The organism is Mesorhizobium sp. M1399 (assembly GCF_040317735.1).
Taxonomy (GTDB): domain Bacteria; phylum Pseudomonadota; class Alphaproteobacteria; order Rhizobiales; family Rhizobiaceae; genus Mesorhizobium.
Genome location: NZ_JAMYKZ010000015.1, coordinates 56955 through 79955 on the forward strand (window position 1 = coordinate 56955; position 23001 = coordinate 79955).

Annotated in this window: 25 protein-coding genes and 1 riboswitch; of the genes, 13 read left to right on the top strand and 12 right to left on the bottom strand. The window is 63.3% G+C overall.

The genetic code is table 11. The annotated features are described in order from the left end of the window. Positions 1-23: 23 nt before the first annotated feature. Both NKH05_RS24650 and NKH05_RS24655 read left to right on the top strand, forming a co-directional pair. Positions 24-965: a threonine/serine dehydratase gene (locus NKH05_RS24650; protein ID WP_352495616.1), complete on the top strand. Its 942-nt coding sequence runs from the start codon at positions 24-26 to the stop codon at positions 963-965. A 212-nt stretch (positions 966-1177) separates the two neighbouring features. Then, positions 1178-3790, top strand: a complete 2613-nt coding sequence (locus NKH05_RS24655; protein WP_352789538.1) for a TIGR02302 family protein — start codon at positions 1178-1180, stop codon at positions 3788-3790. Between the two features lie 79 nt (positions 3791-3869). Here the strand turns inward: NKH05_RS24655 and NKH05_RS24660 are convergent, their stop codons facing one another. Then, a complete protein-coding gene (locus NKH05_RS24660) occupies positions 3870-4727 on the bottom strand; it encodes a LysR substrate-binding domain-containing protein (RefSeq protein WP_023721091.1) in 858 nt (285 codons plus the stop codon). A gap of 222 nt (positions 4728-4949) precedes the next feature. On the opposite strand from NKH05_RS24660, the gene NKH05_RS24665 reads away from it, so the two are divergent. Then, positions 4950-5900 (top strand): DMT family transporter, encoded by a 951-nt coding sequence (locus NKH05_RS24665; protein WP_352483513.1) that lies wholly within the window; start codon positions 4950-4952, stop codon positions 5898-5900. Between the two features lie 19 nt (positions 5901-5919). On the opposite strand, the gene NKH05_RS24670 is transcribed toward NKH05_RS24665, so the two are convergent. From NKH05_RS24670 to NKH05_RS24680, 3 genes are all read right to left on the bottom strand, one after another. Then, entirely contained in the window at positions 5920-6291 is a 372-nt protein-coding gene (locus tag NKH05_RS24670; RefSeq protein ID WP_023721093.1) for a response regulator, read from the bottom strand. A gap of 299 nt (positions 6292-6590) precedes the next feature. Continuing rightward, a complete protein-coding gene (gene hpt / locus NKH05_RS24675) occupies positions 6591-7133 on the bottom strand; it encodes a hypoxanthine phosphoribosyltransferase (protein WP_023721145.1) in 543 nt (180 codons plus the stop codon). Positions 7134-7312: 179 nt separating this feature from the next. Then, a complete protein-coding gene (locus tag NKH05_RS24680) occupies positions 7313-7603 on the bottom strand; it encodes a hypothetical protein (RefSeq protein ID WP_352591131.1) in 291 nt (96 codons plus the stop codon). 235 nt (positions 7604-7838) lie between these two features. Between NKH05_RS24680 and ftsE the strand changes: the two genes are divergently transcribed. The 3 genes from ftsE to NKH05_RS24695 all read left to right on the top strand — a co-directional run bounded on the left by ftsE (position 7839) and on the right by NKH05_RS24695 (position 10323). Then, positions 7839-8498: a cell division ATP-binding protein FtsE gene (gene ftsE / locus NKH05_RS24685; protein ID WP_023677923.1), complete on the top strand. Its 660-nt coding sequence runs from the start codon at positions 7839-7841 to the stop codon at positions 8496-8498. Beyond that, entirely contained in the window at positions 8491-9474 is a 984-nt protein-coding gene (locus NKH05_RS24690) for a cell division protein FtsX (protein ID WP_352495619.1), read from the top strand. The genes ftsE and NKH05_RS24690 overlap by 8 nt, the downstream gene beginning before the upstream one ends. 84 nt (positions 9475-9558) lie before the next feature. After that, a complete protein-coding gene (locus tag NKH05_RS24695) occupies positions 9559-10323 on the top strand; it encodes a YdcF family protein (RefSeq protein ID WP_352495620.1) in 765 nt (254 codons plus the stop codon). Positions 10324-10339: 16 nt separating this feature from the next. On the opposite strand, the gene NKH05_RS24700 is transcribed toward NKH05_RS24695, so the two are convergent. After that, positions 10340-10960 (bottom strand): pyridoxamine 5'-phosphate oxidase family protein, encoded by a 621-nt coding sequence (locus tag NKH05_RS24700; protein ID WP_352515876.1) that lies wholly within the window; start codon positions 10958-10960, stop codon positions 10340-10342. 133 nt (positions 10961-11093) lie between these two features. Between NKH05_RS24700 and NKH05_RS24705 the strand changes: the two genes are divergently transcribed. Together NKH05_RS24705 and NKH05_RS24710 are read left to right on the top strand one after the other, a co-directional pair. Further along, positions 11094-12002, top strand: a complete 909-nt coding sequence (locus tag NKH05_RS24705; RefSeq protein WP_352495621.1) for a LysR family transcriptional regulator — start codon at positions 11094-11096, stop codon at positions 12000-12002. Positions 12003-12110: 108 nt separating this feature from the next. After that, the gene (locus NKH05_RS24710; RefSeq protein ID WP_023721099.1) at positions 12111-12911 is read left to right on the top strand and encodes a lysophospholipid acyltransferase family protein; all 801 of its coding nucleotides are present in this window, start codon (positions 12111-12113) and stop codon (positions 12909-12911) included. A 27-nt stretch (positions 12912-12938) separates the two neighbouring features. On the opposite strand, the gene NKH05_RS24715 is transcribed toward NKH05_RS24710, so the two are convergent. Next, entirely contained in the window at positions 12939-13559 is a 621-nt protein-coding gene (locus NKH05_RS24715) for a LysE family translocator (RefSeq protein ID WP_352495622.1), read from the bottom strand. A 76-nt stretch (positions 13560-13635) separates the two neighbouring features. Then, positions 13636-14583: an aldo/keto reductase gene (locus NKH05_RS24720; protein WP_352856987.1), complete on the bottom strand. Its 948-nt coding sequence runs from the start codon at positions 14581-14583 to the stop codon at positions 13636-13638. 319 nt (positions 14584-14902) lie between these two features. Between NKH05_RS24720 and NKH05_RS24725 the strand changes: the two genes are divergently transcribed. Further along, positions 14903-15883 carry a quinone oxidoreductase family protein gene (locus NKH05_RS24725; RefSeq protein WP_352495624.1) on the top strand — a complete coding sequence of 327 codons (981 nt, stop codon included), beginning with the start codon at positions 14903-14905 and terminating at the stop codon, positions 15881-15883. A gap of 45 nt (positions 15884-15928) precedes the next feature. Here the strand turns inward: NKH05_RS24725 and NKH05_RS24730 are convergent, their stop codons facing one another. After that, a complete protein-coding gene (locus NKH05_RS24730) occupies positions 15929-16462 on the bottom strand; it encodes a gamma-glutamylcyclotransferase (RefSeq protein WP_352483506.1) in 534 nt (177 codons plus the stop codon). 114 nt (positions 16463-16576) lie between these two features. Here NKH05_RS24730 and NKH05_RS24735 point away from each other — a divergent pair, with 114 nt between their 5' ends. Next, positions 16577-17578, top strand: a complete 1002-nt coding sequence (locus NKH05_RS24735) for a DUF2125 domain-containing protein (protein WP_352817685.1) — start codon at positions 16577-16579, stop codon at positions 17576-17578. A 130-nt stretch (positions 17579-17708) separates the two neighbouring features. Here NKH05_RS24735 and NKH05_RS24740 read toward each other — a convergent pair whose 3' ends face one another. Both NKH05_RS24740 and hisC read right to left on the bottom strand, forming a co-directional pair. After that, positions 17709-18644, bottom strand: a complete 936-nt coding sequence (locus NKH05_RS24740; protein WP_352483504.1) for a prephenate/arogenate dehydrogenase family protein — start codon at positions 18642-18644, stop codon at positions 17709-17711. Between the two features lie 6 nt (positions 18645-18650). Further along, a complete protein-coding gene (gene hisC / locus NKH05_RS24745) occupies positions 18651-19760 on the bottom strand; it encodes a histidinol-phosphate transaminase (RefSeq protein WP_023721107.1) in 1110 nt (369 codons plus the stop codon). A gap of 138 nt (positions 19761-19898) precedes the next feature. Next, positions 19899-19976: riboswitch (SAM riboswitch) on the top strand. A gap of 75 nt (positions 19977-20051) precedes the next feature. Between hisC and metX the strand changes: the two genes are divergently transcribed. Together metX and metW are read left to right on the top strand one after the other, a co-directional pair. Further along, positions 20052-21221, top strand: a complete 1170-nt coding sequence (gene metX / locus NKH05_RS24750) for a homoserine O-acetyltransferase MetX (protein ID WP_292661143.1) — start codon at positions 20052-20054, stop codon at positions 21219-21221. A gap of 172 nt (positions 21222-21393) precedes the next feature. After that, positions 21394-22008: a methionine biosynthesis protein MetW gene (metW, locus tag NKH05_RS24755; protein ID WP_023721109.1), complete on the top strand. Its 615-nt coding sequence runs from the start codon at positions 21394-21396 to the stop codon at positions 22006-22008. 62 nt (positions 22009-22070) lie between these two features. Here metW and NKH05_RS24760 read toward each other — a convergent pair whose 3' ends face one another. Beyond that, entirely contained in the window at positions 22071-22280 is a 210-nt protein-coding gene (locus NKH05_RS24760) for a hypothetical protein (protein WP_352483503.1), read from the bottom strand. Between NKH05_RS24760 and NKH05_RS24765 the strand changes: the two genes are divergently transcribed. Beyond that, a complete protein-coding gene (locus NKH05_RS24765) occupies positions 22279-22485 on the top strand; it encodes a hypothetical protein (protein WP_352483502.1) in 207 nt (68 codons plus the stop codon). The two genes, NKH05_RS24760 and NKH05_RS24765, sit on opposite strands and share 2 nt — an antisense overlap. Positions 22486-22569: 84 nt before the next feature. Here NKH05_RS24765 and NKH05_RS24770 read toward each other — a convergent pair whose 3' ends face one another. Beyond that, on the bottom strand, positions 22570-22890 hold the full coding sequence (locus NKH05_RS24770; RefSeq protein WP_023721111.1) for a DUF1330 domain-containing protein: 321 nt from the start codon (positions 22888-22890) through the stop codon (positions 22570-22572). Between the last annotated feature and the right edge of the window lie 111 nt (positions 22891-23001).

A 23001-nucleotide genomic window follows, 5' to 3' on the forward strand; every position in this document is an offset into this window, starting at 1 on the left:
AATGTCAACTCTGGGAGTGAAGCATGCTGCATGGCCACACGATCACCCGCGAGCGCATTGCGGCGATGGAACCCCGCATCCGGCCCTTCGTGCGCCACACGCCGGTGCTGCGCGTCGACATGGCCGATTTCGGCCGCCCGCCTCTGCCTGTCGACCTGAAGCTCGAATGCCTGCAGCATTCCGGCTCGTTCAAGGCGCGTGGCGCGTTCACCAATCTCCTCGAACGGCCGGTTCCCGCAGTTGGCGTCGTCGCCGCATCGGGCGGCAACCACGGCGCCGCGGTCGCCTATGCCGCCATGCGGCTCGGCCATAAGGCGACCATCTTTGTTCCCGAAGTGAGCCCGCCGGCCAAGCTGGACCGCATCCGCGGCTACGGCGCCGAGTTGATCGTCGGCGGCGCCCGTTATGCCGAGGCGCTGGCCGCCAGCGAGAGCTTCGCCGAAAAATCCGGCGCGCTGCAGATCCACGCCTTCAACCAGGAGGAGACGCTGGTCGGGCAAGGCACGCTGGGCCTCGAGATCGAGGCCGACCTGCCGAAGCTCGACACGCTGCTGGTCGCTGTCGGCGGCGGCGGCTTGATCGGCGGCATCGCCGCCTGGTTTTCCGGCCGCATCAGGATCATTGCCGTTGAGCCGGAGGGTGCGCCGACGCTACACCGCGCTTTCGAGGCTGGCCGGCCTGTCGATGCCCCGACCGAGGGCATCGCCGCCGATTCGCTCGCGCCGAAGCGTGTCGGCGAAATGATGTTTCCTATCGCCGAGGCGTTCGTCGAGCGCTCGATCCTCGTCGGCGACGACGACATTATCGCCGCCCAGGCGGCGCTGTGGGACCGGGTGCGAATCATCTCCGAGCCGGGCGGTGCGGCGGCCTTCGCGGCGCTCCTGTCCGGCCGCTACAGGCCGGCTGTGGGCGAGCGCGTTGCCGTTCTGGTCTGCGGCGCAAACGCCAATCCAGCGAAATTTTGACAATATCCGGGGCATTATTGTTCACGTTTTGGGGAACCGCCTCGCCTTCGCCGTGTTTGTTGGTATCCTTAGGGCGACGTGCAGCCGCCTGAATGCACGACGTATGCGCTAAGATTTTGGGTCTTCGCATCGTGCTTCCCGAAAATCGACTTTTCGGGCCCATGCGATAGACTCGTGAGGTCCGGGCTATCCCGCCCGGCCAGGAAGGGCCGATGACGCAACGACCCGTCTTTACCAGCGATCGCAGCCTGGCCGGGCGCCTTGCCTTGAGCCGGCTGGCGACGCAGGTCTCGATAATCGTCGAGCGCGGCTGGCCGTTGCTGCTGCCGCTGATCATCGTCGCCAGCCTGTTTCTCAGTATCTCGTGGCTCGGTCTGTTCCCGCTTTTGCCCGATTTAGCGCGATTCGGTCTCATCACGGCATTCGGCGTCGCAGCGCTTGCCGCACTCTATCCATTGCGTTTCTTCCGCACGCCATCCAGTGCCGAGGTCGACCGCCGCATCGAGGCGGCCAACCGGTTGCTGCACAGCCCGGTGCAGGTCCAGACCGATCGCCCGAGCGGCAAGGAAAGCATTTTTTCGCGAGCCCTGTGGCGCGAGCATCAGCGGCGCATGGCGGACCGGCTGGGCGAGCTTGGCGGCGACGTGCCGCGCACGCGCGTCCCCGAGCATGACCCGTGGGCGTTGCGCGCCGTTGCGGCGCTTTTGTTGGTCACCGCCTTTGCCTTCTCCTTCGGGCCGTCGGGCGGCAAGCTGAGTGACGGGTTTGTTGCCCGTGCCGCGCGCGACGTCGTGCCGCCGCGCATTGATGCCTGGGTGACGCCACCGGCCTATACCGGCAGGCCACCAGTATTCCTCAACGCCCCTGTCCTTGCCAACAATGCCAATCAAGCGGCGCCGACCTTCACCGTTCCGGAGGGCAGCGACGTGTCGCTGCGCGTCACGGGCGGTTCGGGCGAGGAAACGCTGAGCTACGCCGACGCCGGCGGCAACACCCGCGCCATCGATCCGACCGGGCCGCAAGCCAAGCCAGAGGCAAATACTGCAACGCCTTCCACCGTGCGCCAGTTCAGCGGCAAGTTGACGGCCGACGGCATGCTGACGCTGCAATCCGGCGACGGCGAGCTCGGCCGCTGGGCCTTCGCCATAATCCCCGACAAGCCGCCGCAGATCCGCTTTGTCGGTGAGCCGAAACGCGCCGTCAACGGCGCCTTCGAGCTCAACTACCAGATCGACGACGACTATGGCGCGGCCTCCGCCAAGGCGGTTTTCGCATTGGCCGATCCGCAGGTGCCCAACGCGCATCCGCTCTATGGCCCGCCGGATATGCCGCTGACGTTGCCGCGCCGCGGCGGCAAGGCCAATGCCGCCAAAACGACGAAGGATCTGACCGACCATGTCTGGGCCGGTGGCAACGTCAAGCTGTCGCTTGTCGCCACCGACGGCGCCGGACACACGGCGACCAGCGAAACCAAGACGCTGGTGATGCCGGAGCGGCCATTCTCCAACCCCTTGGCGCGGGCCGTGGTCGAGCAGCGCCGCATGCTGGCGCTCGACGCCTATGCCAAGGACCGCGTCCTCGACCTGATGGATGCGATCACGCTCAGGCCCGAAGACACGTTCGACAATATGGCGCACTACCTCGCCATCATGAGCGCCCGCACCCGGCTGAAGATGGCCGACAGCGACGACCAGTTGCGCGACGAGGTCGCTTACCTCTGGGAGATCGCGCTCGGCATCGAGGAAGGCAATCTGTCGGCGGCGGAGAAGCGGCTGCGCCAGGCGCAGCAGGCGCTGCAGGATGCGATCAAGAACGGCGCTAGCGACCAAGAGATCGAGAAGGCGATGAAGGAACTGCGCGAGGCGATGAACCAGTTCCTGCAGGAATTCGCGGCGCGGGCGCAGCAGAATCCGAATGCGCCACAGATGCAGCAAAACGGCCAGGAACTGCGCCAGAGCGACATCGACCGCATGATGGACCAAATCGAGAACCTGGCGAAATCCGGCAATCGCGACCAGGCGCAGCAATTGCTGTCGGAGCTGCAGGACATGATGAACAATCTGCAGGCAGGCCGCCAGCAGCAAGGCGGCCAGCAGGACAGCGAGATGCGCCAGCAGATGGACAAGCTGGGCGAGATCATGCGGCGCCAGCAGGAGATGATGAACGACACCTTCCGTATGGACCAGATGCAGCGCGGCCAGCAACAGCGCGGGCAGAACCGCGACGAGCAACTCGGCGAGAACGGTGAGCAAGGCCCGATGGGCGAAGAGGGCAAGCCCAGCCCGGGCGACGACCGCGATCCGCTCGGCCGGCCGAAGCCGATGACGCCGCAGGAATTTGCCGATGCGCTGAAGCAATTGCAGGAAGGCCAGGGCAAGCTGCAGAGCGAGCTCGATCAATTGAGGAAGGGCCTCGAAGGCATGGGCCTCGACCCCAATGAGGGGTTTGGCGAAGCCGGCAAATCCATGGGCAATGCCGAACAGGCGCTCGGCGAGGGCGAGGGCGACCAAGCCGTCGGCCACCAGGGCCGCGCATTGGAAGCCTTGCGCAGGGGCGCCAAGGATATGATGAAGCAATTGCAAGCGATGCAAGGCGACCAGGGCGGCAACGGGCAGGGCGGACGCCAGCAGAATGCCGACCGTGACCCGCTCGGGCGGCCCCGCACCAGCGAGGGTCCCGATGACGGAAGTTCGGTGAGAGTGCCTGACGAGATCGACGTGCAGCGCGCGCGCCAGATCCTCGAGGCAATCCGCAAGCGGCTCGGCAACGCGCTCAGCCCCGATATCGAGCGCAGCTATCTGGAGCGGTTGCTGGAGCTGAAGTAAGGCTGCACTCTACATTTTTGGAAGATCGCCGTGCGCGGTCCTCCGTGGTGGCAGCTGTCGCCGGACCGAGCGACATGCTCTAACGGTTGGTGAACGCCTCGCGGATCGCCTCTTCCATGCCGTCGATCGCCTCGCCGGAAGCGTTCGGATTGCGCCGCAGCACTACGTTCGAGGAATCGATGTCGCCGAAGCCGTCGGCGGCCGTAAGTTCGCGGCAGCCGGCCGGAATGTTGCTGCGCGAGATCGGGGCAATCGCCAGCCCGGAGGTGACGGCGAGCCGCAGGCCGCCATTGGTATCGCTGGTGTAGGCGACACGATAGGCGAGACCGCGCTGTTCCAGCGACTTTATCGCGAAATCCTTGCACCAGCCGGCGCGGTTGTAGAGCGCGATCGGCACCGGCCGGTCCTCATGCATGTGATGCAGCTCCGACGTCACCCATACGGTCGGATCATGCATCAGCACCTCACCGCCCGAGAGATCCTGCCATTCGAACACCACCGCCAGATCGAGCTCGCCGGCGGCGAGCGCCGCGATCTGCGCACCGGAATGCGCGTAGCGGACGGTGATGTCGACCTGAGGATGGCGCTTGGCAAAGGCACCGAGCGCGCGCGACAGGATCGCGTGGCCATATTCCTCCGGGATGCCGATGCGCACCGGCCCGCCAAGCGGCGCCGCGACCATCGATGCCGCCGTCTCGTCGAGCAGCGAAACGATGCGCCTGGCGTTGGCGATGAGCTCGCCGCCGCGCCGCGTCAGCGCCACACCACGCGAGCCGCGCTCGAACAGGCTGTCGCCGACCATGCTTTCGAGCTTCTTCATCTGCATCGAGACCGCCGACTGGGTGCGGCCGGCCCGCTCCGCCGCCTTGGTGAAATTGCCGGTGTCGGCGACCGCGACGAAGGTGCGCAAGAGGTCGCTGTCGAGATTGGGTCGCATGTGCCCGCCATAAGAAAATCTGATTGCTGGCATCATTCCAATTCGTTTGCAACATGTCAAACGGCGGACGATAGTCGCCTCACCCATTGGATATGCGGCCGCGAAATCGGCCGCGGACCAATCAAAAGTCCTCACTCGTACCCGCTGCCCGAAACGGTGGCGGGTTCTTTTTACCCGGATGCAGGCCTGCTTCCGGCCGGCGCGCAGGAGACCGGAGCGCCCATGCAGAATCGGCTTGTGCTCGGCATCCTCAGCCTCTGTCTCGGCGTGTTGGTCTTTTCACTGCAGGACCCGCTGGTCAAGGCGGTGTCGAGCCGCTATCCCGTCACCGAGGTGATGGCGATCCGCTCGATCGTCGCCCTGCCGATCCTGGTTTTCCTCGTCCACGCCGACGTCGGATTGCAGGCGATCCAGTCGAAGCGGTTCGGCATGTTGACGATGCGCGCCTTCATCCAGTTCACCTCCTACACGGCCTACTATCTGGCAATCGCCGCCCTGCCGCTGGCCGACGCGGTGGCGCTCTATTTCATGGCGCCACTGTTCATCATGGCGCTGGCCGGCCCGTATCTCGGCGAACGCGTGTCCTGGCAGGCGCTCGCCACCGTCCTGGTCGGCATGCTCGGCGTGCTGGTGATGGCGCGCCCGGGTGCCGGCGTGTTCGACTGGGCGGCGCTGCTGTCGCTAGGCTCGGCTCTGCTCTACGGTTTTTCGCAACTGATGGCACGCAAGATCGGCGACACCGAATCCTCGACCGTTATGGCGTTTTACCAGAACGGCGCCTATCTGGCCGGTGCTGCCCTGGTGGCGGGGCTGTTTTGGCTGGCAGACATCGACCATGCCGTGCATCCGAGCCTCGAATTCCTAGTCCGGCCATGGGTCTGGCCGACGACGTCGGATCTGCTGAAGATGGGGGCATGCGGCTTCGTTGCCTCGGCCGGCATGATCCTGTTGTCGCAGGCCTACCGGTTGGCGCCCGCCAACAGTGTCGCCACCTTCGAATACACCGGCATCATCTGGTCGCCGCTATGGGGTTTTCTGTTCTTTGCCGAAGTGCCGCGACCGGCGACGGCGGCCGGCGCAGCCCTCATCATCGGCGCCGGCCTGTTTGCGCTCAATGCCAGCCGGCGCCGGAGCGGCGCGCCAGCCATCGCTGCGACCTGCGACCCTGCGTGAAGGCGGTCGGCCTTGGGCTTTAGGCGAAACAGGCGAGCGCCTGTTCGACGCGGGCGCGAATTTCAGCCAGCGTGAACGGCTTTTGCACGACATCGAGAATAACGCCGTCCAATTCCTCGGCGCGCTCGCGCTGATCGGCAAAGCCGGTCATCAGCATAATCTTCATCGCCGGGAACAGCGCCGCTGCCGCCTTGGCCATCTCGATGCCGTCCATCTCCGGCATGCGGATGTCGGACAGCACAAGGTCGTAGCCCCCTTGCGCCGCCCGGATCAGAGAAAGACCGTGCGCGCCGTCGGCGGCAATAGTGACATTATGCCCGGCGCGTTCGAGCGCACGGGCGGCGAGGGTGCGGACGGATTCATCGTCCTCGACGATCAAGAGCTTTGCCATGGGCAGGATATTTGGCGAGGAAAAGTTGATGTTTCCTGAAGGCGCTGAGTGTCGATGAGGCCTTTTCAGAATTCGCTCCGGCGAGTCAGATGGCGTGGTTTTCGAGAACCGGAGCGGAGCGGACGTTCGAGTCCGGGAGCTTCGCGCTTGATCCCGAACTCGGTTTCGATTTCGGAAAGCATCATGCGCAAAATCAAAAGTGCCACAGCGTCCTTTGCGCGTCCAAAGGACGCGCTGCGCTGCAGGAAGCGCAGAACACTGCGTCAGGTGGCCGCCGGAGTAGAATTATCAAAAAGGCCTCAAGCGTCGCCCTTGACCATGCCGACGAACGGCAATTCGCGAAACGCGTGGGCGACGTCCATGCCATAACCGACGACGAAATAATCGGGGCAGTCGAAGCCGACATAGTCGGCGTTGAGCGTGGTCTGGCGGCGCATGCGCTTGTCGAGCAGCACGGCGATGGCACAGCTCCTCGCGCCGCGCGACAGCATGAGGTCGCGGGTGAAGCTCAGCGTCTTGCCGGATTCGAGAATGTCGTCGATGAGAAGCACATCGCGGCCGGCGACCTCGTTGTCGATGTCGCGCAGCACCCTCACCTCACCGCTGGTTGTCCCGGCGCCATAGCTCGAGATGAAGATGAACTCGACCTCCGGCGACAGGCCGACATCGTGCATGGCACGGATAAGATCGGCGGCGAAGATGAATGATCCCTTCAGCACCGAGATTACCAGAAGGTCGTGGTAGTCGTGCCCGGCGATCTCCTTGGCAAGTTCCAGATTCCGCCGCGCGATGGCGGACGCCGAAAACAGGACTTCGATGTCCTTGCCGCGCACAACTGGCATTGGCCGCCTTTCCAGAAATGATCGCCTTGTAGGCGAAGCTGACCGAAAACGGTCTTCAACCCGTTTCTAGGCATGTCGAGCCGTCTGGCAAGGCCAAATCTTTGGCAGGGCGCCCGCGAACCGTCCCCTGCGCGTCGCAAATCGTTTATCTGGTGACCTGTTGATTTTCTGGCGCCGTTCTAACGAACCAGCGCATGGCCGCCCGAAATCCAGAAGGCGGCCAAGGCGGCACCGACGCCGGCAATCCAGAAGATCGGCCCACCGTGCACCCATAACGGCCGTTCGACGGCGGTTTCCGGCTTGCGCAACATGTCCATGCCTTCGATCGAAGGGGCGGAAATCGTGCGCGCAGGCGGCGGCGCAAAGTCTGGACGCGTAAAATGGCGGGGCAGCACCTCATAATCGGCATCGATGACGTCGGCGGTCACGTCGCGCATGATGCGTTCCGGCTCGGCGGCCGCATCGGTCATGATTTCGCCGGAAACCGGGCGCGCGGTTCGATCCTCAGCCATCGTGGCCCAACACTACGGCACCTGTTCGCTGTTCGTTTCTTTGGGTAAACGGAAATGGTTAACGCTTCCCCACCGGAACCCCTGTGACTCGTTTGAAAAGCCCCCAAATTAACCGTCGGTTAACCATGCCGGCCGATGGTCTTTCCACAGAAAGGGCTGGCATCTTGCCGCCGAGAATTTCAGGTCGTCGAAAGTGATCCGCTTCGAAAATGTCGGCCTCCGCTATGGCATGGGTCCGGAGATCCTCCGCGACATCTCCTTGCACATTCCGGAGCGCTCCTTTCAGTTCCTGAGCGGACCTTCAGGCGCCGGCAAGACGACGTTGCTGCGGCTTTTGTTCATGTCGCTGAAGCCGACGCGCGGCCTGATCACCATCTTCGGCAAGGACCGCTCGCGCATCTCGCGCACCGAATTGCCGCATCTGAGGCGCCGCATCGGGGTGGTGTTCCAGGATTTTCGCCTGCTCGACCATATGACCACCTACGAGAACGTGGCCTTGCCGCTGCGCGTGCGCGGCCGCGAGGAGGCGACCTACCGCACCGACGTCACCGAGCTGCTGAAATGGGTCGGCCTCGGCGAACGCATGCATGTGCTGCCGCCGGTGCTGTCTGGCGGCGAGAAGCAGCGCGCCGCGATCGCCCGTGCGTTGATCGAGCAGCCCGAGATCCTGCTCGCCGATGAGCCGACCGGCAATGTCGATCCACCGCTGGCACGACGCTTGCTGCGGCTGTTCATCGAGCTCAACCGGCTGGGCACTGCCGTGGTGATCGCCACGCACGACCTCGGCCTGATGGAACAGGTCGACGCACGGCGCATGATCCTGGCCGGCGGAAGGCTGGACATCTATGACTGAGCTCTCCGTCGAACACTTCGAGGGTCACGACGCCGCGGCGGCCAAGCCCCGCGTCCAGCGCAAGATGGCGCCGATCGTGCCGGCGCAGAACATCGCCGGCCGGGCGCTGGTGCTGGTCATCGCCATCATGACCTTTCTGTCCTGCCTGACGTTTGGCGCAGTCACGCTGGTGCGTGACACCGCCTCGGTCTGGGAGAACCAGATCTCGCGCGAGGCGACCATCCAGATCAAGCCGGTCGACGGCCTCGACATGGAGGCCGCACTTGCGCTGGCCTCGCAGATCGCCGGCGAATTCCCCGGCGTGAAAAGCGCCAGGATCGTCGACCGCGAAGCGACGGCCCGGCTGCTCGAGCCTTGGTTGGGCTCGGGCCTGAACATCGATGAGCTGCCGGTGCCGCGTCTGATCATCATCACCATCGACGAGAACAGTCCGCCCGATTTCGCCGCACTGCGCGCGGCGATCACGCCGAAGCTGCCGAGCGCCTCGCTCGACGATCATCGCACCTGGGTCGACCGGCTGGTTGCCATGGCCCGCACCACGGTAACGATCGGTATCGCAGTGCTGGCGCTGATGCTGTCGGCGACGGTGCTGACCGTGGTGTTCGCGACACGCGGCGCCATGGCCGGCAACGGCCACATCATCGAGGTGCTGCATTTCGTCGGCGCCGAGGCGCGCTTCATCGCGCGCGAATTCCGCCGGCATTTTCTGGTCACCGGCATGAAGGGCGCCGCGGCAGGCGGCGCCGCGGCAATACTCGTCTTCATCGTCTTCTCCTGGTGGTCGTCACGCAATATGGCGACGCCGCAGGCCGACCAGGCGACCGCCCTGTTCGGCAATTTCGCCATCGGCTCCGCAGGCTATCTCGGGGTCGCTGTCATGGTGCTGGTGATCGGCGCGCTGACCGCGGCAACCTCCCATTTCACCGTGGTTACCTATCTCAGCGACATCGACATTCGCCAGCCGGACGCCGGCTAAAGGATCGATCACGGATGAAAACGCATCGTCACGAAAATTGCATTTTTTTCCTACCAAAGGCCGTATTTCGGGATTAACCATTTCATGATGGACGTTCGGGACTCGACCGATACCGCTGGGTGCATGCCAGTGCTGGTTGCGCGTCCGCATGAATTCGCCGGGCCTGATGAATTTGCCAAGCCGGATCAATTCGCCACACACGGGCGGCTGCTGGCAGCCCGCTCCTTGCGACTTTCGGCCCTCGTTCTGCTCGCCCTTGTGGCGCTGTTTGTCGCCGGCTTCGGCTGGTTCGCCAACACCGTCAGCCGTCTGACGACGCCCGCCAATCCGGCAAGGGCCGACGCTATCATCGTGCTGACCGGCGGTCAGTCGCGCCTCGACGCCGCGATGGGCCTGCTTGCGTCCGGCAAGGGCGAGCGGCTTCTGATCAGCGGCGTCCATCCTTCCGCCAGCCGCCGCCAGCTTCAAGCCGCGACCGGCGGCGACAAGAGGCTGTTTTCCTGCTGCGTAGACATCGACCGCGCCGCGCTCGACACGATCGGCAATGCCGAGGAAAGCGCCAAATGGGTCGAGGACCATGCCTACGGCACGGTCATCCTCGTCACCAACAATTATCACATGCCGCGCAGCCTGCTGGAAATGGGCCGGCTGCTACGCGGCGCCAGGCTTGAACCTTATCCGGTGGTCAACACCAACCTCGGGAATGGCGGCTGGCTGACCAAGCCGGAAGCGCTGCGCGTGCTGTTCACCGAATACAGCAAATACCTGCTGGCGCTGGCGCGTGGCATCATGCCGGTGAAGCAACCGCCCAACAGCGTCACGCTGGCCGACGCCGCGGGCGGAAACTGAACGGCACCGGCAGTTTTTATTCCCTGGCTGTTGCACCCGAGCGCAAGCGCGCGATCTCCTGCTCAAGCCGTTCTATACGCCTGTCGCGTTCGGCCAGAGCCGCCGCCACATCGGCCGCTTCGAAACGCTGCGGGATGTGCTGTGAGCAATTGGAATCCCAGGCAGAAACGGTAAACAGGATGACCTGTTCGGGTCGCGCTTTGTAGTCTTGCGGCATCAGCTTTGCCATCAGTTCGGCATCGCCCTCGACGACCTGCGCTGTGCCCCAGATCTTGATGCGCTGCCGGTGGGCATAATCGATGAGGAACAGGAAAGCCTGTGGGTTGTCGCTGAGATTGCCTTGGGTGATGAACTGCCTGTTGCCGGAAAAATCGGCAAAGCCGATCGTCCGTTCGTCGAGCACCTTGAGGAAACCGGCAGGCCCGCCGCGATGCTGGATGTAAGGCTGCCCGTCAGCATTGGCGGTCGACAGGAAGACGCTGGTCTGCGCCTCGATGAAGGCGGCGAGATCGGGCGTGATTGCCGCCTGCCAGCCACCACGCTCCTCAACACGGGCATAGGCCTGGCGCGAGCCCTTGCGGGCTTGGATCGCCTTCACCGTCGGTGTGAAGGCAACATCGCTGGTGTGAGCGTTCATGAAGACCCTCCTCAACTTCCGAGCTGCGCTGCATTACTCACCAAAAGTAGATACTTCCATCTTCGAGAAGCAGATGCCATATCTGCGATGCGTCCTTCCATTCTTCGGAAGGGTCAATTTTTTCGGGAAAGTTATGGATCGCCTCCACTCCATGTCGCTTTTCGTTGCCGCGGTGGAGACAGGCAGCCTTTCGGCTGCCGGGCGTCGCTTCGGCATTCCGCTGACGACGGTCAGCCGCAAGGTTTCGGACCTGGAAAGGCACCTGAAGACACGGCTGTTCAACCGCTCGGCGCGGCAGCTGTCGCTGACCGATGCCGGCCACGCCTATCTCGCCGCCTGTCGTCGCATTCTCGACGAGGTCGGCGAGGCCGGGCGAATAGCCGCCGGCGAGTACAGCGCCCCGACCGGCGAACTGATCGTCACCGCGCCGATCGTCTTCGGCCGCCTGCATGTGCTGCCGGTCGTCACCGCCTTTCTCGCCGCCTACCCCGACGTGAGTGTGCGGCTGACACTCGCCGACCGGATAACCCAGTTGGTCGAAGAGCACATCGATCTCGCCATCCGCATCGGCGCCCTTGCCGATTCGAGCCTGGTCGCCGTCCGCCTGGGTTCGATCCGCCGCGTCGTTTGCGCGAGCCCGGCCTATCTCGCCGAGCACGGCACGCCGAAAACGCCGCAAGAGCTTGCAGCACACAGTGCGATCACCTTCGAAGGGCTCAACGCCTCCGCCTGGAGTTTCGCCACCGGCAAGGCCGAATTCACCGTACCGGTCCGCTCCAGGTTACGGGTCAACACCGCTGAGGCGGCAATCGATGCGGCGATTGCTGGCGTCGGCGTGACGAGGCTGCTTTCCTACCAGATCGCCGCCGCGGTTCGGTCGGGTACGCTGCGCCCCGTGCTGCAGGAGTTCGAGCCCGAGCCATGGCCGGTGAGCCTCGTCCACGCCGGCCAAGGGCTGCTGCCGGTGAAGCTGCGCGCGTTCCTCGACTTCGCGGCCCCACGCCTGAAGCAGCGCCTGCTGCAGGCGGCGTGGCAGGCGTGACGAAGGACGGCCTACCGCAAAACCGGGCCGATCGCCCGCCTCGCACCGTTTCCTTTTTGCCGGCGCTTGGTGTAACCAACGCACACCTCCTCACCGGGCACTTGCTGTATGCTCTATTTCCGCTCGCTGGCGTTCAATCTCGCCTTTTACCTCAATCTGATCGTCCAGATGATCCTCTGGACCCCGTATTATTTCCTGTCGCCGCGCCACCGCGCCTGGTTCGTGCCGAAATTCTGGTCGCGCACCAGCATGTGGCTCTACGACAAGATCGCCGGCACCAGAAGCGAGATCACCGGCCAGGAGAACCTGCCTGAAGGCTCCTTCATCCTGGCGCCGAAGCACCAGTCCTTCTGGGACACGATCGCTTTCCTGCCGTTCCTCGACGATCCCGTTTACATATTGAAGCGGGAGCTGACCTGGATCCCGTTCTTCGGCTGGTACATCTTGAAGATGCGGATGATTCCGGTCGACCGCGGCAGCCGCTCGAAGGCATTGAAGATGGTGATCGCCGCGACCAAACAGGAATTGGCGCGCAATCCCCGCCAGCTCATCATCTATCCCGAGGGCACGCGCCGGGCGCCGGGCGACGAGCCGGTCTACAAATACGGCATCGTCGAACTCTACGCGCAACTTGGCATTCCGGTGGTGCCGGTCGCTCACGTCGCCGGCCTCTATTGGCCGCGCCGCAAATTCCTGCGCTATCCCGGCACGATCAAGGCGCGCTTCCTGTCGCCGATCCCGCCCGGCCTCGGCAAGGACGAATTCATGCAACGGCTGATCGGCGAGACGGAGGCCGCCTGCGACCAGCTCCTCGTCGAGGCGTCGCAAACGCCGAACCCGCCGCCGATGCCGCCGACTGCGGTGAAAAGGCTTGGTGAGCTGGACGCGAAACCTGAATTGAAAGGCTGAGGCAACGGCCTCAGATGCCACAAGGGCTCACGGCAGGGCAGCCAGGGCGGCTGTTGCAACCAGCGTCACGGCAAACACCAGATTGATGATCCGCGAAGCCAGCGGTTTGCGCAGCAAACGTGCAAAGGCTGCGCCGGCGAGAAGCCACAAGAGATGAATGGCAACGATCATCAAGGTGAGAACCCCCAGCTTGGCTGAAATACCGAGACCGCCGGCGCCGGAAGACGCGCCGGCGAACACGGCGGCAATCGCCACATAGGCTTTCGGGTTGGCAACAGCCAGAAGAAACCCGCCAAGGAAAGTGGGAAGCGCCGCTCCACGGACGCGTGCCGTCAGTGGCGGCGCCGTCGCTATCTTGAACGCCAGGTAAAGGATGTAGGCTGCCGAGGCGACCGCCAGCAGCGCCGCGAGCGTCGGCAACGCGGCGAGAACGGCCATGATGCCCGTCGCCACCACCACGAGCACGAGGATCGTGCCAACAACGATCCCCGAGGCATAGCGGAGCGAATCCCGCAGGCCGAACGCGGCGCCGACCGCGGTGACGCTTATCGTCGCCGGCCCCGGGCTGCCCATGACGATGGCCGATGCCAGCACAAGCGCCAGCAATTGCTGCCATAGCTGCTGATCGAGAAGAACCTGTCCGGCCATGCGGCGTCCCTGCATCCTGTGACGATGTAGGACGGTAGGCAAGGCAGCGGTGCGGGTCTTGAACGATCGTGCGCGGCTATGCGCTGGCCTTGTCGAGCTCGGCGATATCGTCCGGACTGAGCTGCAACGACGCCGCACGCACCAGGCTGTCGAGCTGGCCGAGCGTCGTCGCGCTGGCGATCGGAGCGGTGACGCCGGGGCGCGCCATGACCCAGGCCAGCGCCGCTTCCGCCGGCTTGGCCGAATGTCTGGCCGACACGGCGTCGAGCGCTGAGAGAATGCGCATGCCACGCGCGTTGAGATACCCTTTCACACCGCCGCCGCGCGGGCTTTTGCCGAGATCGGCTTCGCTGCGGTACTTGCCGCTCAAAAACCCTTTGGCGAGGCTGAAATAGGTGATGACGCCGATGTCCTCGGCCACGCACAGATCACGCAGCGGACCATCGAAGAACGAGCGGTCGTAGAGGTTGTATTCCGGCTGCAGCACCTCGTAGCGCGGCAGGCCGCGCAGGCTTGCTACGTCGAATGCGGCGCGCAATTGGGCGGCGTCGAGGTTGGAAGCGCCGGCATAGCGGATTTTGCCCTTGTCGAGCAGTTTCTGGTAAGCACCGAGCGTTTCCTCATACGGGGTCGCAGGGTCGGGCCAGTGCGACAGATAGAGATCGACGGTATCGACCTGCAGCCGCTTCAGCGAGGCATCAATGGCCTTTTCGATATAGGCGGCGGACAGATCCCTTTTGCCCTGCCCCATGTCCGAACCGACCTTGGTGATGACGACAACCCTGTCGCGGTTGCCGCGGCTCTTCATCCATTTGCCGATGATGGTTTCGGATTCGCCGCCCTGGTGGCCGGCAATCCAGCGCGAATAGGAATCGGCCGTGTCGATGGCGTTGAGACCGGCGTCGACAAAGCGGTCGAGCAAGTCGAACGAGGTTTTCTCATCGGCGGTCCAGCCGAACACATTGCCGCCCAGAACCAATGGCGCGATGGATAGGTCGGTGCGACCGAGACGACGTTTCTGCAAGGCTGATCTCCATGGTGATTCATGCTGAGGCGGGTGGGAGCCGCCGACCGGGCTAACCTATGTCGCGCCATGGCAACGTCAAACGCATAGCCTCTTTTCCAACCCGCTGGCGCTTCACAAAACCGCGACCCGCCGCGCCGTGTCCGGCTTCCAAACCAGCCCCTCTGAGGAAATTGGCAAGTTTAGCACATAGATTGTCAAATCTGCCAATTCTGGCCTTTGCCGGCCGGCCATAAGTTCCGCGGCGCCGACGCAAATTTCGGCACGGTCTGGCCAAGCCCAGACTGTTTGCCCCGGATCGTTTGTTATGGAGACCGGCATGAAAGCAATTGTATTTGACGCCATCGGCTCGCCGCGCGACGTGCTCTACGTTGACGACCTGCCGATGCCGCGGATCGGCGATGGCGAGGTGCTGGTCAGGATGGTCTCGGCCTCGATCAATCCGGGCGACTTCCTGTTTATCCAGAACCTCTATCCCGAACCGAAGAAGCCGCATTTTCCCCAGCAGATCGCGGGAAACCATGGCGCCGGCATCGTCGAAGCCGTTGGCGCGAACGTTTTGCTGGAACCGGGCACGCTCGTCGCGTTCAGCTATTATGGCAGTTGGGCCGAGTACGCGGCCATTCCCGCCGAATGGCTGATCCCGTTGCCTGCCGGCTATCCGGTCGAACGCGCCGGGCAGATGGTGAACCCCATTACCGCGTGGGATCTGATGGTGGATTCCCGTGTGCGGCCTGGCCAGTGGCTGGCTGTCACGGCCGGCTATTCGTCGATTTCGACAATGGTGATGCAGTTCGCCCAACGACGCGGCATCAACGTCATCGCTCTGGTGCGGCGCTCGCACCAAAGCTTCGATCTGAAGACGCTTGGCGTCGCCGCCATTCTTGACCTTTCGGACTTGAAGGCAGGTATCCGGGAAGCTGTGATGGATATCACCGGTGGCGCCGGATTGAACGGGATTATCGACAATGTCGGCGGACCTGTCAGCGGCGAATTGATCCGCACCCTGGCGCTCGGCGGGCAGATGGTGATCAATGGCGGCATGAGTGCCGAGCGCTTCGAACTTCACAATTTCGATGTGTTGCTGAGCGGCGTCGAGATCAGGGCGAATATCTATCGCTACTTCTTTTCGCCGCCGGTCGAAGCCGAACGACCTGTGCTACGCGAGATCATCGACATCTTCGGCCAGCCCGGCTTCCACGTTCCTGTCGGCGGTCTCCGCCCGTTGACCGAGTTCAAGCTCGCCGTGGCAAACAGCCTGGATCGCGCCGATCTTGGCAAACAGATTTTCAGGATGTAGCCCGGACCACGACGCCGCAAGCATCATGGTCAACGACCAAAGAAGCTACGTCGCGACCCGTCTTGTCACCTCTTCCAGCCAGCGATCGCTTATACCCAGTGCTTCGAGGTGCTCCAGCGTGCTGAGCACGTAATCCTCATTCCTCCCCGACTGGCCGACGGCGCCGCGAACGACGGCTGCTGCCTCGGCGGCGTCGAGCGCACCGGCATATTGCTCATGGCTGCGGTCCACGACATAGGCGATGGCTTCGACCGTCTCGCCCCCATCCGTTTCACGCTTGTCGAGGCGAACGCTGAGCACACGCTCGAGATAGACGTTGGTGACCAGCTCGCGTTCGCGCAGATAGGTGATGACCTCGTTGCGCAGCTCGCCTGGAACCCGGAACGCCAGCCCGATGCAGGAGCCGCCGCGGTCGAGGCCGAGCACCAGGCCCGGCCGTTCGCGCGAGCCGCGATGCACGAAAGAATAGACGCAGAGCGAACGGCGATAGCCATGCAGGCGGGCACGCCGCGTCTCGACATGTGCGAATCCCGGCCGCCAGATCAGTGAGCCGTAGCCAAAAACCCAAAAATCGCCCATATCGCCAAGCCTGATTGTGACGAACCACCCCACCGGTGGTGTTTCAGTCCGTCTACCTGTTGTTGCCGAAAGCGACAGCCCGCCCGTGTCACCCGCGTTAACGAAAGCCGCAGCATGACGTCAAGTGACGAGCGCCCGCCGCCCAGCCAACGTCGCCGCCTGTTGTGGCTTGCCGCTTTCATCCTCGTGCTGTTCGGCATCTACAGCGCCGGCTGGTTCTACCTGGCGGATCTGGTCGAGAGCGCAACCGAAAGGGCGGTCGCCGATCTCGACGACAACGGCATCAAGGCCGACTGCGCCAATCTTGCGGTCAGCGGCTATCCCTTCACCTTCACCCTTTCCTGCGACAGTCTGGCTTACGAGGACGACAGCCGCAACGTCGCTGCATCGACAGGCAAAATCAACGCCGCCACGCAGATCACGCGGCTTCTGTCGCCTGCCGCCGAGTTCAGGGGGCCGCTCAGGACCTCTGTTCCCGGCATGACGCCGCTGTGGATCGACTGGGATGATCTGCGGGCCGACATGAAGCTGTCCTGGCCGCTGCCGGGGCGCCTCTCGCTGCAGGCAGAAGGCCTGTCCGGCCAGACCGATCCGGCGGACGACACCGATCCTGTCTCGCTGTTCAGCGCCGGAACCGCCACCGGACAATTGCGCCCAAACGGCCAGGACATCGACTATGCCGGCAATTTCACCGATCTCGAAATCGACGCAGAGGCCATCGGCGGGCGCGTCTTGCCGCCACTCGACGGCAGCGGCGACGTGACATTGAAGAACGGTGTGACGCTGATCAAGGCAAATCCGAAGAGCCTGCGCGGCCAGGCGGTCGAAATCCGCGAGCTCGATCTGTCGTCCGGAACTGCGCGCATCACCGTTTCCGGACCGCTGTCGGTCGACAATGATGGTCTCATAAATGCCGACCTGATGATCAAGCTCAATGATCCGAAGGCCGTGGCGGCAATCCTCGCCACCGCCATCCCCGAGCAGAAGAAAGAAATCCAGACCGGCTTCGCCGGACTGGCGCTGCTCGGCAACGCACCGTCGATGCCGCTGAAGATCGTCAAGGGCAAGGCCTCGCTCGGCTTCATCCCGCTCGGCAAGATCAAGCCGCTCGACTAGAGCAATTCCAGGAAATTGTGAACGGTTTTCCGTCCGGATTGCGTCAAACAAAAAGATAGACCGGTTCGGCGTTTCCGTGAAACGATGAACCGTTCTGGGGCGGTACGGCCTGCGATCGGCTTGCCGCGGCTTATCCCTTCGGCGGGTGTTCGACTGCCTGGCGGCCGAAATCCGGTACGTCGATGTCCTGGCCGGCCTCGATAATCGAGCGGCGGACAGCGCGGGTGCGGGTGAACAGGTCGAACAGCTTTTCGCCGTCGCCCCAGCGGATCGCCCGCTGCAGCGAGGATAGATCTTCCGAGAACCGCGCCAGCATTTCGAGGATGGCGTCCTTGTTGTGCAGGCAGACGTCGCGCCACATGGTCGGGTCGGACGCCGCGAGACGGGTGAAGTCGCGAAAGCCGGAAGCCGAGTATTTGATGACCTCGGACTTGGTCACCGACTCCAAATCGTCGGCGGTACCGACGATGTTATAGGCGATGATGTGCGGCAGGTGCGAAACGATGGCCAGCGTCATGTCGTGATGCTGCGGGTCCATCGTGTCGATGTTGGAGCCGCAGCGGCGCCAGAATTCCGAGAGCTTTTCCAGCGCCACGGGATCGGTGCCGGCCAGCGGCGTGAAAATGCACCAGCGGTTCTCGAACAGTTCGGCAAAACCGGCATCCGGTCCCGATTTTTCGGTGCCGGCCAAAGGATGGCCGGGGATGAAGTGCACGCCATCAGGCACATGCGGCTGCATCTGCGCGATCACCGATGCCTTGGTCGAGCCGACATCGGTGAGGATGGCGCCCTTCTTCAGCGCCGGTGCGATCTCCTGGGCGACCGTGCCTGAAGAGCCGACCGGCACCGAAACGATGACCAGATCGGCATCGCGAACCGCTTCTTTCGCATCTGTCGTGTAGGTGTCGCCAAGGCCGAGTTGGCTCGCCCGCTCCAGCGTCGCTTCGCTGCGCGTCGAAATGGCGACTTGACCGGCAAGTCCCTCGCGGCGGATGACGCGGGCCAGCGACGAACCGATCAGGCCGATGCCGACCAGCGCGATCTTTTCGAACATCGGTGAGGTCATGGTGCCCTAGCTTTTCAGGAATGTCGCGAGTGCTGCGACAACGCCGCGATTGGCCTCTTCGGTGCCGATGCTCATGCGCAGCGCGTTGGGAAAACCGTAGCCGGAAACGCGCCGCAATATGTAGCCGCGCGCACTGAGGTAGTCGTCGGCGGCCGCCGCCGAATGCTTTTTGTCTTCGGGAAAGTGGATCAGGATGAAATTGCCGACGCTCGGGGTCACCCGCAGCCCGAGCCCGGTCAATTGCTCGCTCAGCCAGGCCAGCCAGGTCTCGTTATGCGCGACGCTGCGCTCGATATGAGCGCGGTCGCGGATCGCCGCGATGCCGGCCTCGATCGCCGTCGCATTGACGTTGAAAGGCCCGCGCACGCGGTTGATCGCGTCGATGACGTGCATTGGCGCATAGATCCAGCCGATCCGCGCGCCACCGAGGCCCAATTTCGAGAAGGTGCGGGTCATGACCACGTTTTCCGCGCTGCCCACCAACTCGACGCCGGCTTCATAGTCGTTGCGCCGGACATATTCGGCGTAGGCGGCATCCAGCACCAGAAGCACGTTTCGCGGCAGGCCGGCATGCAGGCGGCGCACCTCCTGGAACGGCACGTAAGTGCCGGTCGGGTTGTTCGGATTGGCAAGGAAGATGATCCTGGTACGCGGCGTCACCGCGGCGAGGATCGCATCGATGTCGGCGCGTTCATCGGTCTCCTTGACCGTTACCGGGACGGCACCGGCCGACTGTATGTAGATCTTGTAGACCATGAAGCCGTGTTCGGTGATGATGGCTTCATCGCCGGGCGCGAGGTAGGTCTGCGCAAGCAGGCCCAGGATCTCGTCGGAACCGTTGGAGCAGACGATGTTCGCCGGATTGAGCCCATGCACCTCGGCGATCGCCTCCCGCAGGCGCCTGGCGCTGCCGTCGGGATAGACCGCGAGCTTGTCGGCGACCGCGCGCGCGGCCTCTATCGCCTTTGGCGAAGGACCGAGCGGGTTCTCGTTCGCCGACAGTTTGTAGACTTTGGCGACACCTTCCGGCGCCGCGCTCTTGCCGGGCACATAGGCTTCGATGTCCATGATGCCGGCGCGGGGCGTTGGACGTGTCTGATCCGGTGTCTGGCTCATTCCATGAAATCCGTCGAGGATGCCTCCATCCGGAGGCCGCAGCGGAAATACAAGCCGTGGCCAGGAATGTCGAGGGGCGGCAATTCGGGATCAAGAACTTGCCGTTGACGAAGCCATGCGTCAGTCCTAGAAGAGCATCGACAGTTCCGTGGTGATTTGGCCGGTCGGCTTGCAGCCACGTTAAACAACTTGCTAAAGGGCCGTTTGCATCTTGTAACCGGCTTTGCGAAGGCATGGCCGGTTTTTGTTGCCCAGACCGGTGGACAACTAAAGCCCGGGCAAGGAGATGTGATGGTCGCTTTGCGCGCTCGAAAAACCAACAACGAGGCCGACCAGCCGTCGAGCCCAGTGTTGCGTTTCGGCGCCGACAAGCCGCTCAAGCTCGACGCCGGCACGCTGCTGTCGCCGTTCCAGATCGCCTACCAAACCTATGGCACGCTCAACGACGCGCGCTCCAACGCCATCCTCGTCTGCCATGCGCTGACCGGCGACCAGCATGTCGCCAACACCAATCCGGTGACCGGCAAGCCGGGCTGGTGGGAAGTGCTGATCGGCCCCGGCAAGATCATCGATACCGACCGTTTCTTCGTCATCTCGTCCAACGTCATCGGCGGCTGCCTCGGTTCCACCGGCCCCGCCTCGACAAATCCCGCAACCGCCAAGCCTTACGGACTCGACCTGCCGATCATCACCATCCGCGACATGGTGCGGGCGCAGCTGATGCTGGTCGAGCATTTCGGCATCGAACAGCTGTTCAGCGTGCTGGGCGGCTCGATGGGCGGCATGCAGGTGCTGCAATGGGCCTCCAGCTATCCCGAGCGCGTCTTCTCGGCCCTGCCGATCGCCACCGGCGCCCGCCATTCCTCGCAGAACATCGCTTTCCACGAGGTCGGCAGGCAAGCGGTGATGGCCGACCCCGACTGGCATGGCGGCAAATATTTCGAGCACGGCAAGCGACCGGAAAAGGGGCTGGCGGTGGCGCGCATGGCCGCCCACATCACTTATCTGTCGGAAGCAGCGCTGCACCGCAAGTTCGGCCGCAACCTGCAGGACCGCGAAGCGTTGACCTTCGGCTTCGATGCCGACTTCCAGATCGAGAGCTATCTGCGCCATCAGGGCATGACCTTCGTCGATCGCTTCGATGCCAACTCCTATCTCTACATGACCCGGGCGATGGACTATTTCGATCTCGCCGCCGACCATGGCGGCCGGCTGGCCGATGCCTTCGCCGGCACCAAGACCCGTTTTTGCCTGGTCTCCTTCACCAGCGACTGGCTGTTCCCGACCGAGGAGAGCCGCTCGGTCGTTCACGCGCTGAACGCGGCCGGCGCCTCGGTATCGTTCGTCGAAATCGAGACCGACCGCGGCCACGACGCCTTCCTGCTCGACGAGCCGGAACTGTTCGCCGCCATCAAAGGCTTCATCGCCTCGGCGGCCCGGGCTAGAGGGCTCGGCGCATGACCTCGAAAAGTTGCACGCTTTTCGGATCAGGACCATGTGCCAGGCATCAGCGCATGACCCTGAAAAGTTGCAGACTTTTCGGATCAGGATCATGCGCCAGGCATCAGCGCATGGCCCCGAAAAGTTGCAGACTTTTCGGGTCAGGACCATGCGCCAGGCAGGAGCCGAGCCAATGAGCGTCAACCGCGCCCAGCGCGTCGACCTCGAAGTCGTCGCCGATCTCATCCCGCCGCAGTCGCGGGTGCTGGACGTCGGTTCCGGCGACGGCCTGCTGCTCGAATTGCTGCAGGCGACCAAGAAGGTCGACGGCCGCGGGCTGGAACTGTCGCAGCGCGGCGTCAACGAATGCGTGGCGCGCGGCCTGTCGGTCATTCAAGGCGATGCCGACAAGGACCTCCAATTCTATCCCGACAAGGGCTTCGACTTTGTCGTCTTGTCGCAGACCTTGCAGGCGACCCGCAATCCGAAGCTGGTGCTCGACGAACTGCTCCGGATCGGCAACCGCGCCATCGTCTCATTCCCCAATTTCGGCCACTGGCGGGTACGCTTTTCGCTGCTCTTCAACGGCCGCATGCCGGTGACCAAGGACCTGCCCTATTACTGGTACGACACCCCCAACATCCATTTCTGCACCATTCGCGATTTCGTCAATCTATGCGACGAGCTGGGCGCGACGGTGGAAAAGGCAACCGCGCTCGACGCCAACGGCCAGCGGATCGGCTTCTCGATGCCGTGGTGGTTCTGGAACTTTTTCGGCCAGCAGGCGGTATTTCTGCTGAAACGATAGGTTAACAGGCAGAAGCAACGAACCTCCGACCTCCGCAAAAAACCATATTTTCAGTTTTCCATTCAATGAAATTGCCCAGCATTCTTTGTTGCTTTAACAGGTCTCAAATGGGTTGGTTTGGGGGAAGCAATGAAGACGCTAGTATTAGCAACAGCTTTGATATCGGCCACTTTGATTTCTGGGTGTACGACATCGAAGACCGATTTCCAGAATGGACAAGTCGCGTTGAGCGGCAGCCCGGCGCTGAAGCGGCAGGCGATCCAGCGGTGCATGACCAAGTTCAAGATGCGGTTCGGCAAGGTTGAAAGGGCAAACCTCGCCGCGCTCATGAACGTCCCGGACGCCGGATTGGAACACACGTTCTGCACGCGATTGATGAACGGCTTCGCGAACGGGAGGATCAACTACTCGGATTATCTGGCTGCATTGTCGCACGGCGACATGTCCAACGCGATCAAGGTGCTGCAGGGGCGGTGAAGCTGCCGATGCAGACGCGATCCAAATTCAGTGTCGCCGGACAGATGGCGGCGCCATAGAAGCCGATCGTAGCCGATCATTGCCCTATTCAAGTACGTCGGTGGCCTTGTGCGGATGCGCAACGCCGTCGACAAGGACCACATCGGACTGAGAATTCTCGGTGCGCAGCGGCAAGATCTCCTGATAGGCGGCCGAGCGGTACCATCCGCGCGCCTGCTGCATGTCTGGAAATTCGATCATGACGAGGTGCCCCGGCCAGGTGTTTTCAACCACGTCCACCTCGCTGCCATGCACAATGAAGCGCCCGCCGAACGGCTCAAGCGTGGCATCGATCTTCTGCAGGTACTCGACGATCGGCGGCCCCGGCGTGACCTGGCGCATATGGGCGACGGCGTAGGCGGTCATGGTGTAACTCCTTGTGGTCGAAAGCCGGACAACCGGCTTGATGGGAGCAGTTTGCCGGGACGTTGCGCGCTGGTCGATTACCCCCGAGGTAATGACACCGAATACAAAACT

Bases quoted from the DNA above. Each gene is read 5' to 3' on its own strand.
- NKH05_RS24650 (WP_352495616.1), top strand. From the start codon at position 24: ATGCTGCATGGCCACACGATCACCCGCGAGCGCATTGCGGCGATGGAA.
- NKH05_RS24655 (WP_352789538.1), top strand. From the start codon at position 1,178: ATGACGCAACGACCCGTCTTTACCAGCGATCGCAGCCTGGCCGGGCGC.
- NKH05_RS24660 (WP_023721091.1), bottom strand. From the start codon at position 4,727: ATGCGACCCAATCTCGACAGCGACCTCTTGCGCACCTTCGTCGCGGTC.
- NKH05_RS24665 (WP_352483513.1), top strand. From the start codon at position 4,950: ATGCAGAATCGGCTTGTGCTCGGCATCCTCAGCCTCTGTCTCGGCGTG.
- NKH05_RS24670 (WP_023721093.1), bottom strand. From the start codon at position 6,291: ATGGCAAAGCTCTTGATCGTCGAGGACGATGAATCCGTCCGCACCCTC.
- hpt (WP_023721145.1), bottom strand. From the start codon at position 7,133: ATGCCAGTTGTGCGCGGCAAGGACATCGAAGTCCTGTTTTCGGCGTCC.
- NKH05_RS24680 (WP_352591131.1), bottom strand. From the start codon at position 7,603: ATGACCGATGCGGCCGCCGAGCCGGAACGCATCATGCGCGACGTGACC.
- NKH05_RS24690 (WP_352495619.1), top strand. From the start codon at position 8,491: ATGACTGAGCTCTCCGTCGAACACTTCGAGGGTCACGACGCCGCGGCG.
- NKH05_RS24695 (WP_352495620.1), top strand. From the start codon at position 9,559: ATGATGGACGTTCGGGACTCGACCGATACCGCTGGGTGCATGCCAGTG.
- NKH05_RS24700 (WP_352515876.1), bottom strand. From the start codon at position 10,960: ATGAACGCTCACACCAGCGATGTTGCCTTCACACCGACGGTGAAGGCG.
- NKH05_RS24705 (WP_352495621.1), top strand. From the start codon at position 11,094: ATGGATCGCCTCCACTCCATGTCGCTTTTCGTTGCCGCGGTGGAGACA.
- NKH05_RS24710 (WP_023721099.1), top strand. From the start codon at position 12,111: ATGCTCTATTTCCGCTCGCTGGCGTTCAATCTCGCCTTTTACCTCAAT.
- NKH05_RS24715 (WP_352495622.1), bottom strand. From the start codon at position 13,559: ATGGCCGGACAGGTTCTTCTCGATCAGCAGCTATGGCAGCAATTGCTG.
- NKH05_RS24725 (WP_352495624.1), top strand. From the start codon at position 14,903: ATGAAAGCAATTGTATTTGACGCCATCGGCTCGCCGCGCGACGTGCTC.
- NKH05_RS24730 (WP_352483506.1), bottom strand. From the start codon at position 16,462: ATGGGCGATTTTTGGGTTTTTGGCTACGGCTCACTGATCTGGCGGCCG.
- NKH05_RS24735 (WP_352817685.1), top strand. From the start codon at position 16,577: ATGACGTCAAGTGACGAGCGCCCGCCGCCCAGCCAACGTCGCCGCCTG.
- NKH05_RS24740 (WP_352483504.1), bottom strand. From the start codon at position 18,644: ATGACCTCACCGATGTTCGAAAAGATCGCGCTGGTCGGCATCGGCCTG.
- hisC (WP_023721107.1), bottom strand. From the start codon at position 19,760: ATGAGCCAGACACCGGATCAGACACGTCCAACGCCCCGCGCCGGCATC.
- metX (WP_292661143.1), top strand. From the start codon at position 20,052: ATGGTCGCTTTGCGCGCTCGAAAAACCAACAACGAGGCCGACCAGCCG.
- metW (WP_023721109.1), top strand. From the start codon at position 21,394: ATGAGCGTCAACCGCGCCCAGCGCGTCGACCTCGAAGTCGTCGCCGAT.
- NKH05_RS24765 (WP_352483502.1), top strand. From the start codon at position 22,279: ATGACCAAGTTCAAGATGCGGTTCGGCAAGGTTGAAAGGGCAAACCTC.
- NKH05_RS24760 (WP_352483503.1), bottom strand. From the start codon at position 22,280: ATGCACCGCTGGATCGCCTGCCGCTTCAGCGCCGGGCTGCCGCTCAAC.
- NKH05_RS24770 (WP_023721111.1), bottom strand. From the start codon at position 22,890: ATGACCGCCTACGCCGTCGCCCATATGCGCCAGGTCACGCCGGGGCCG.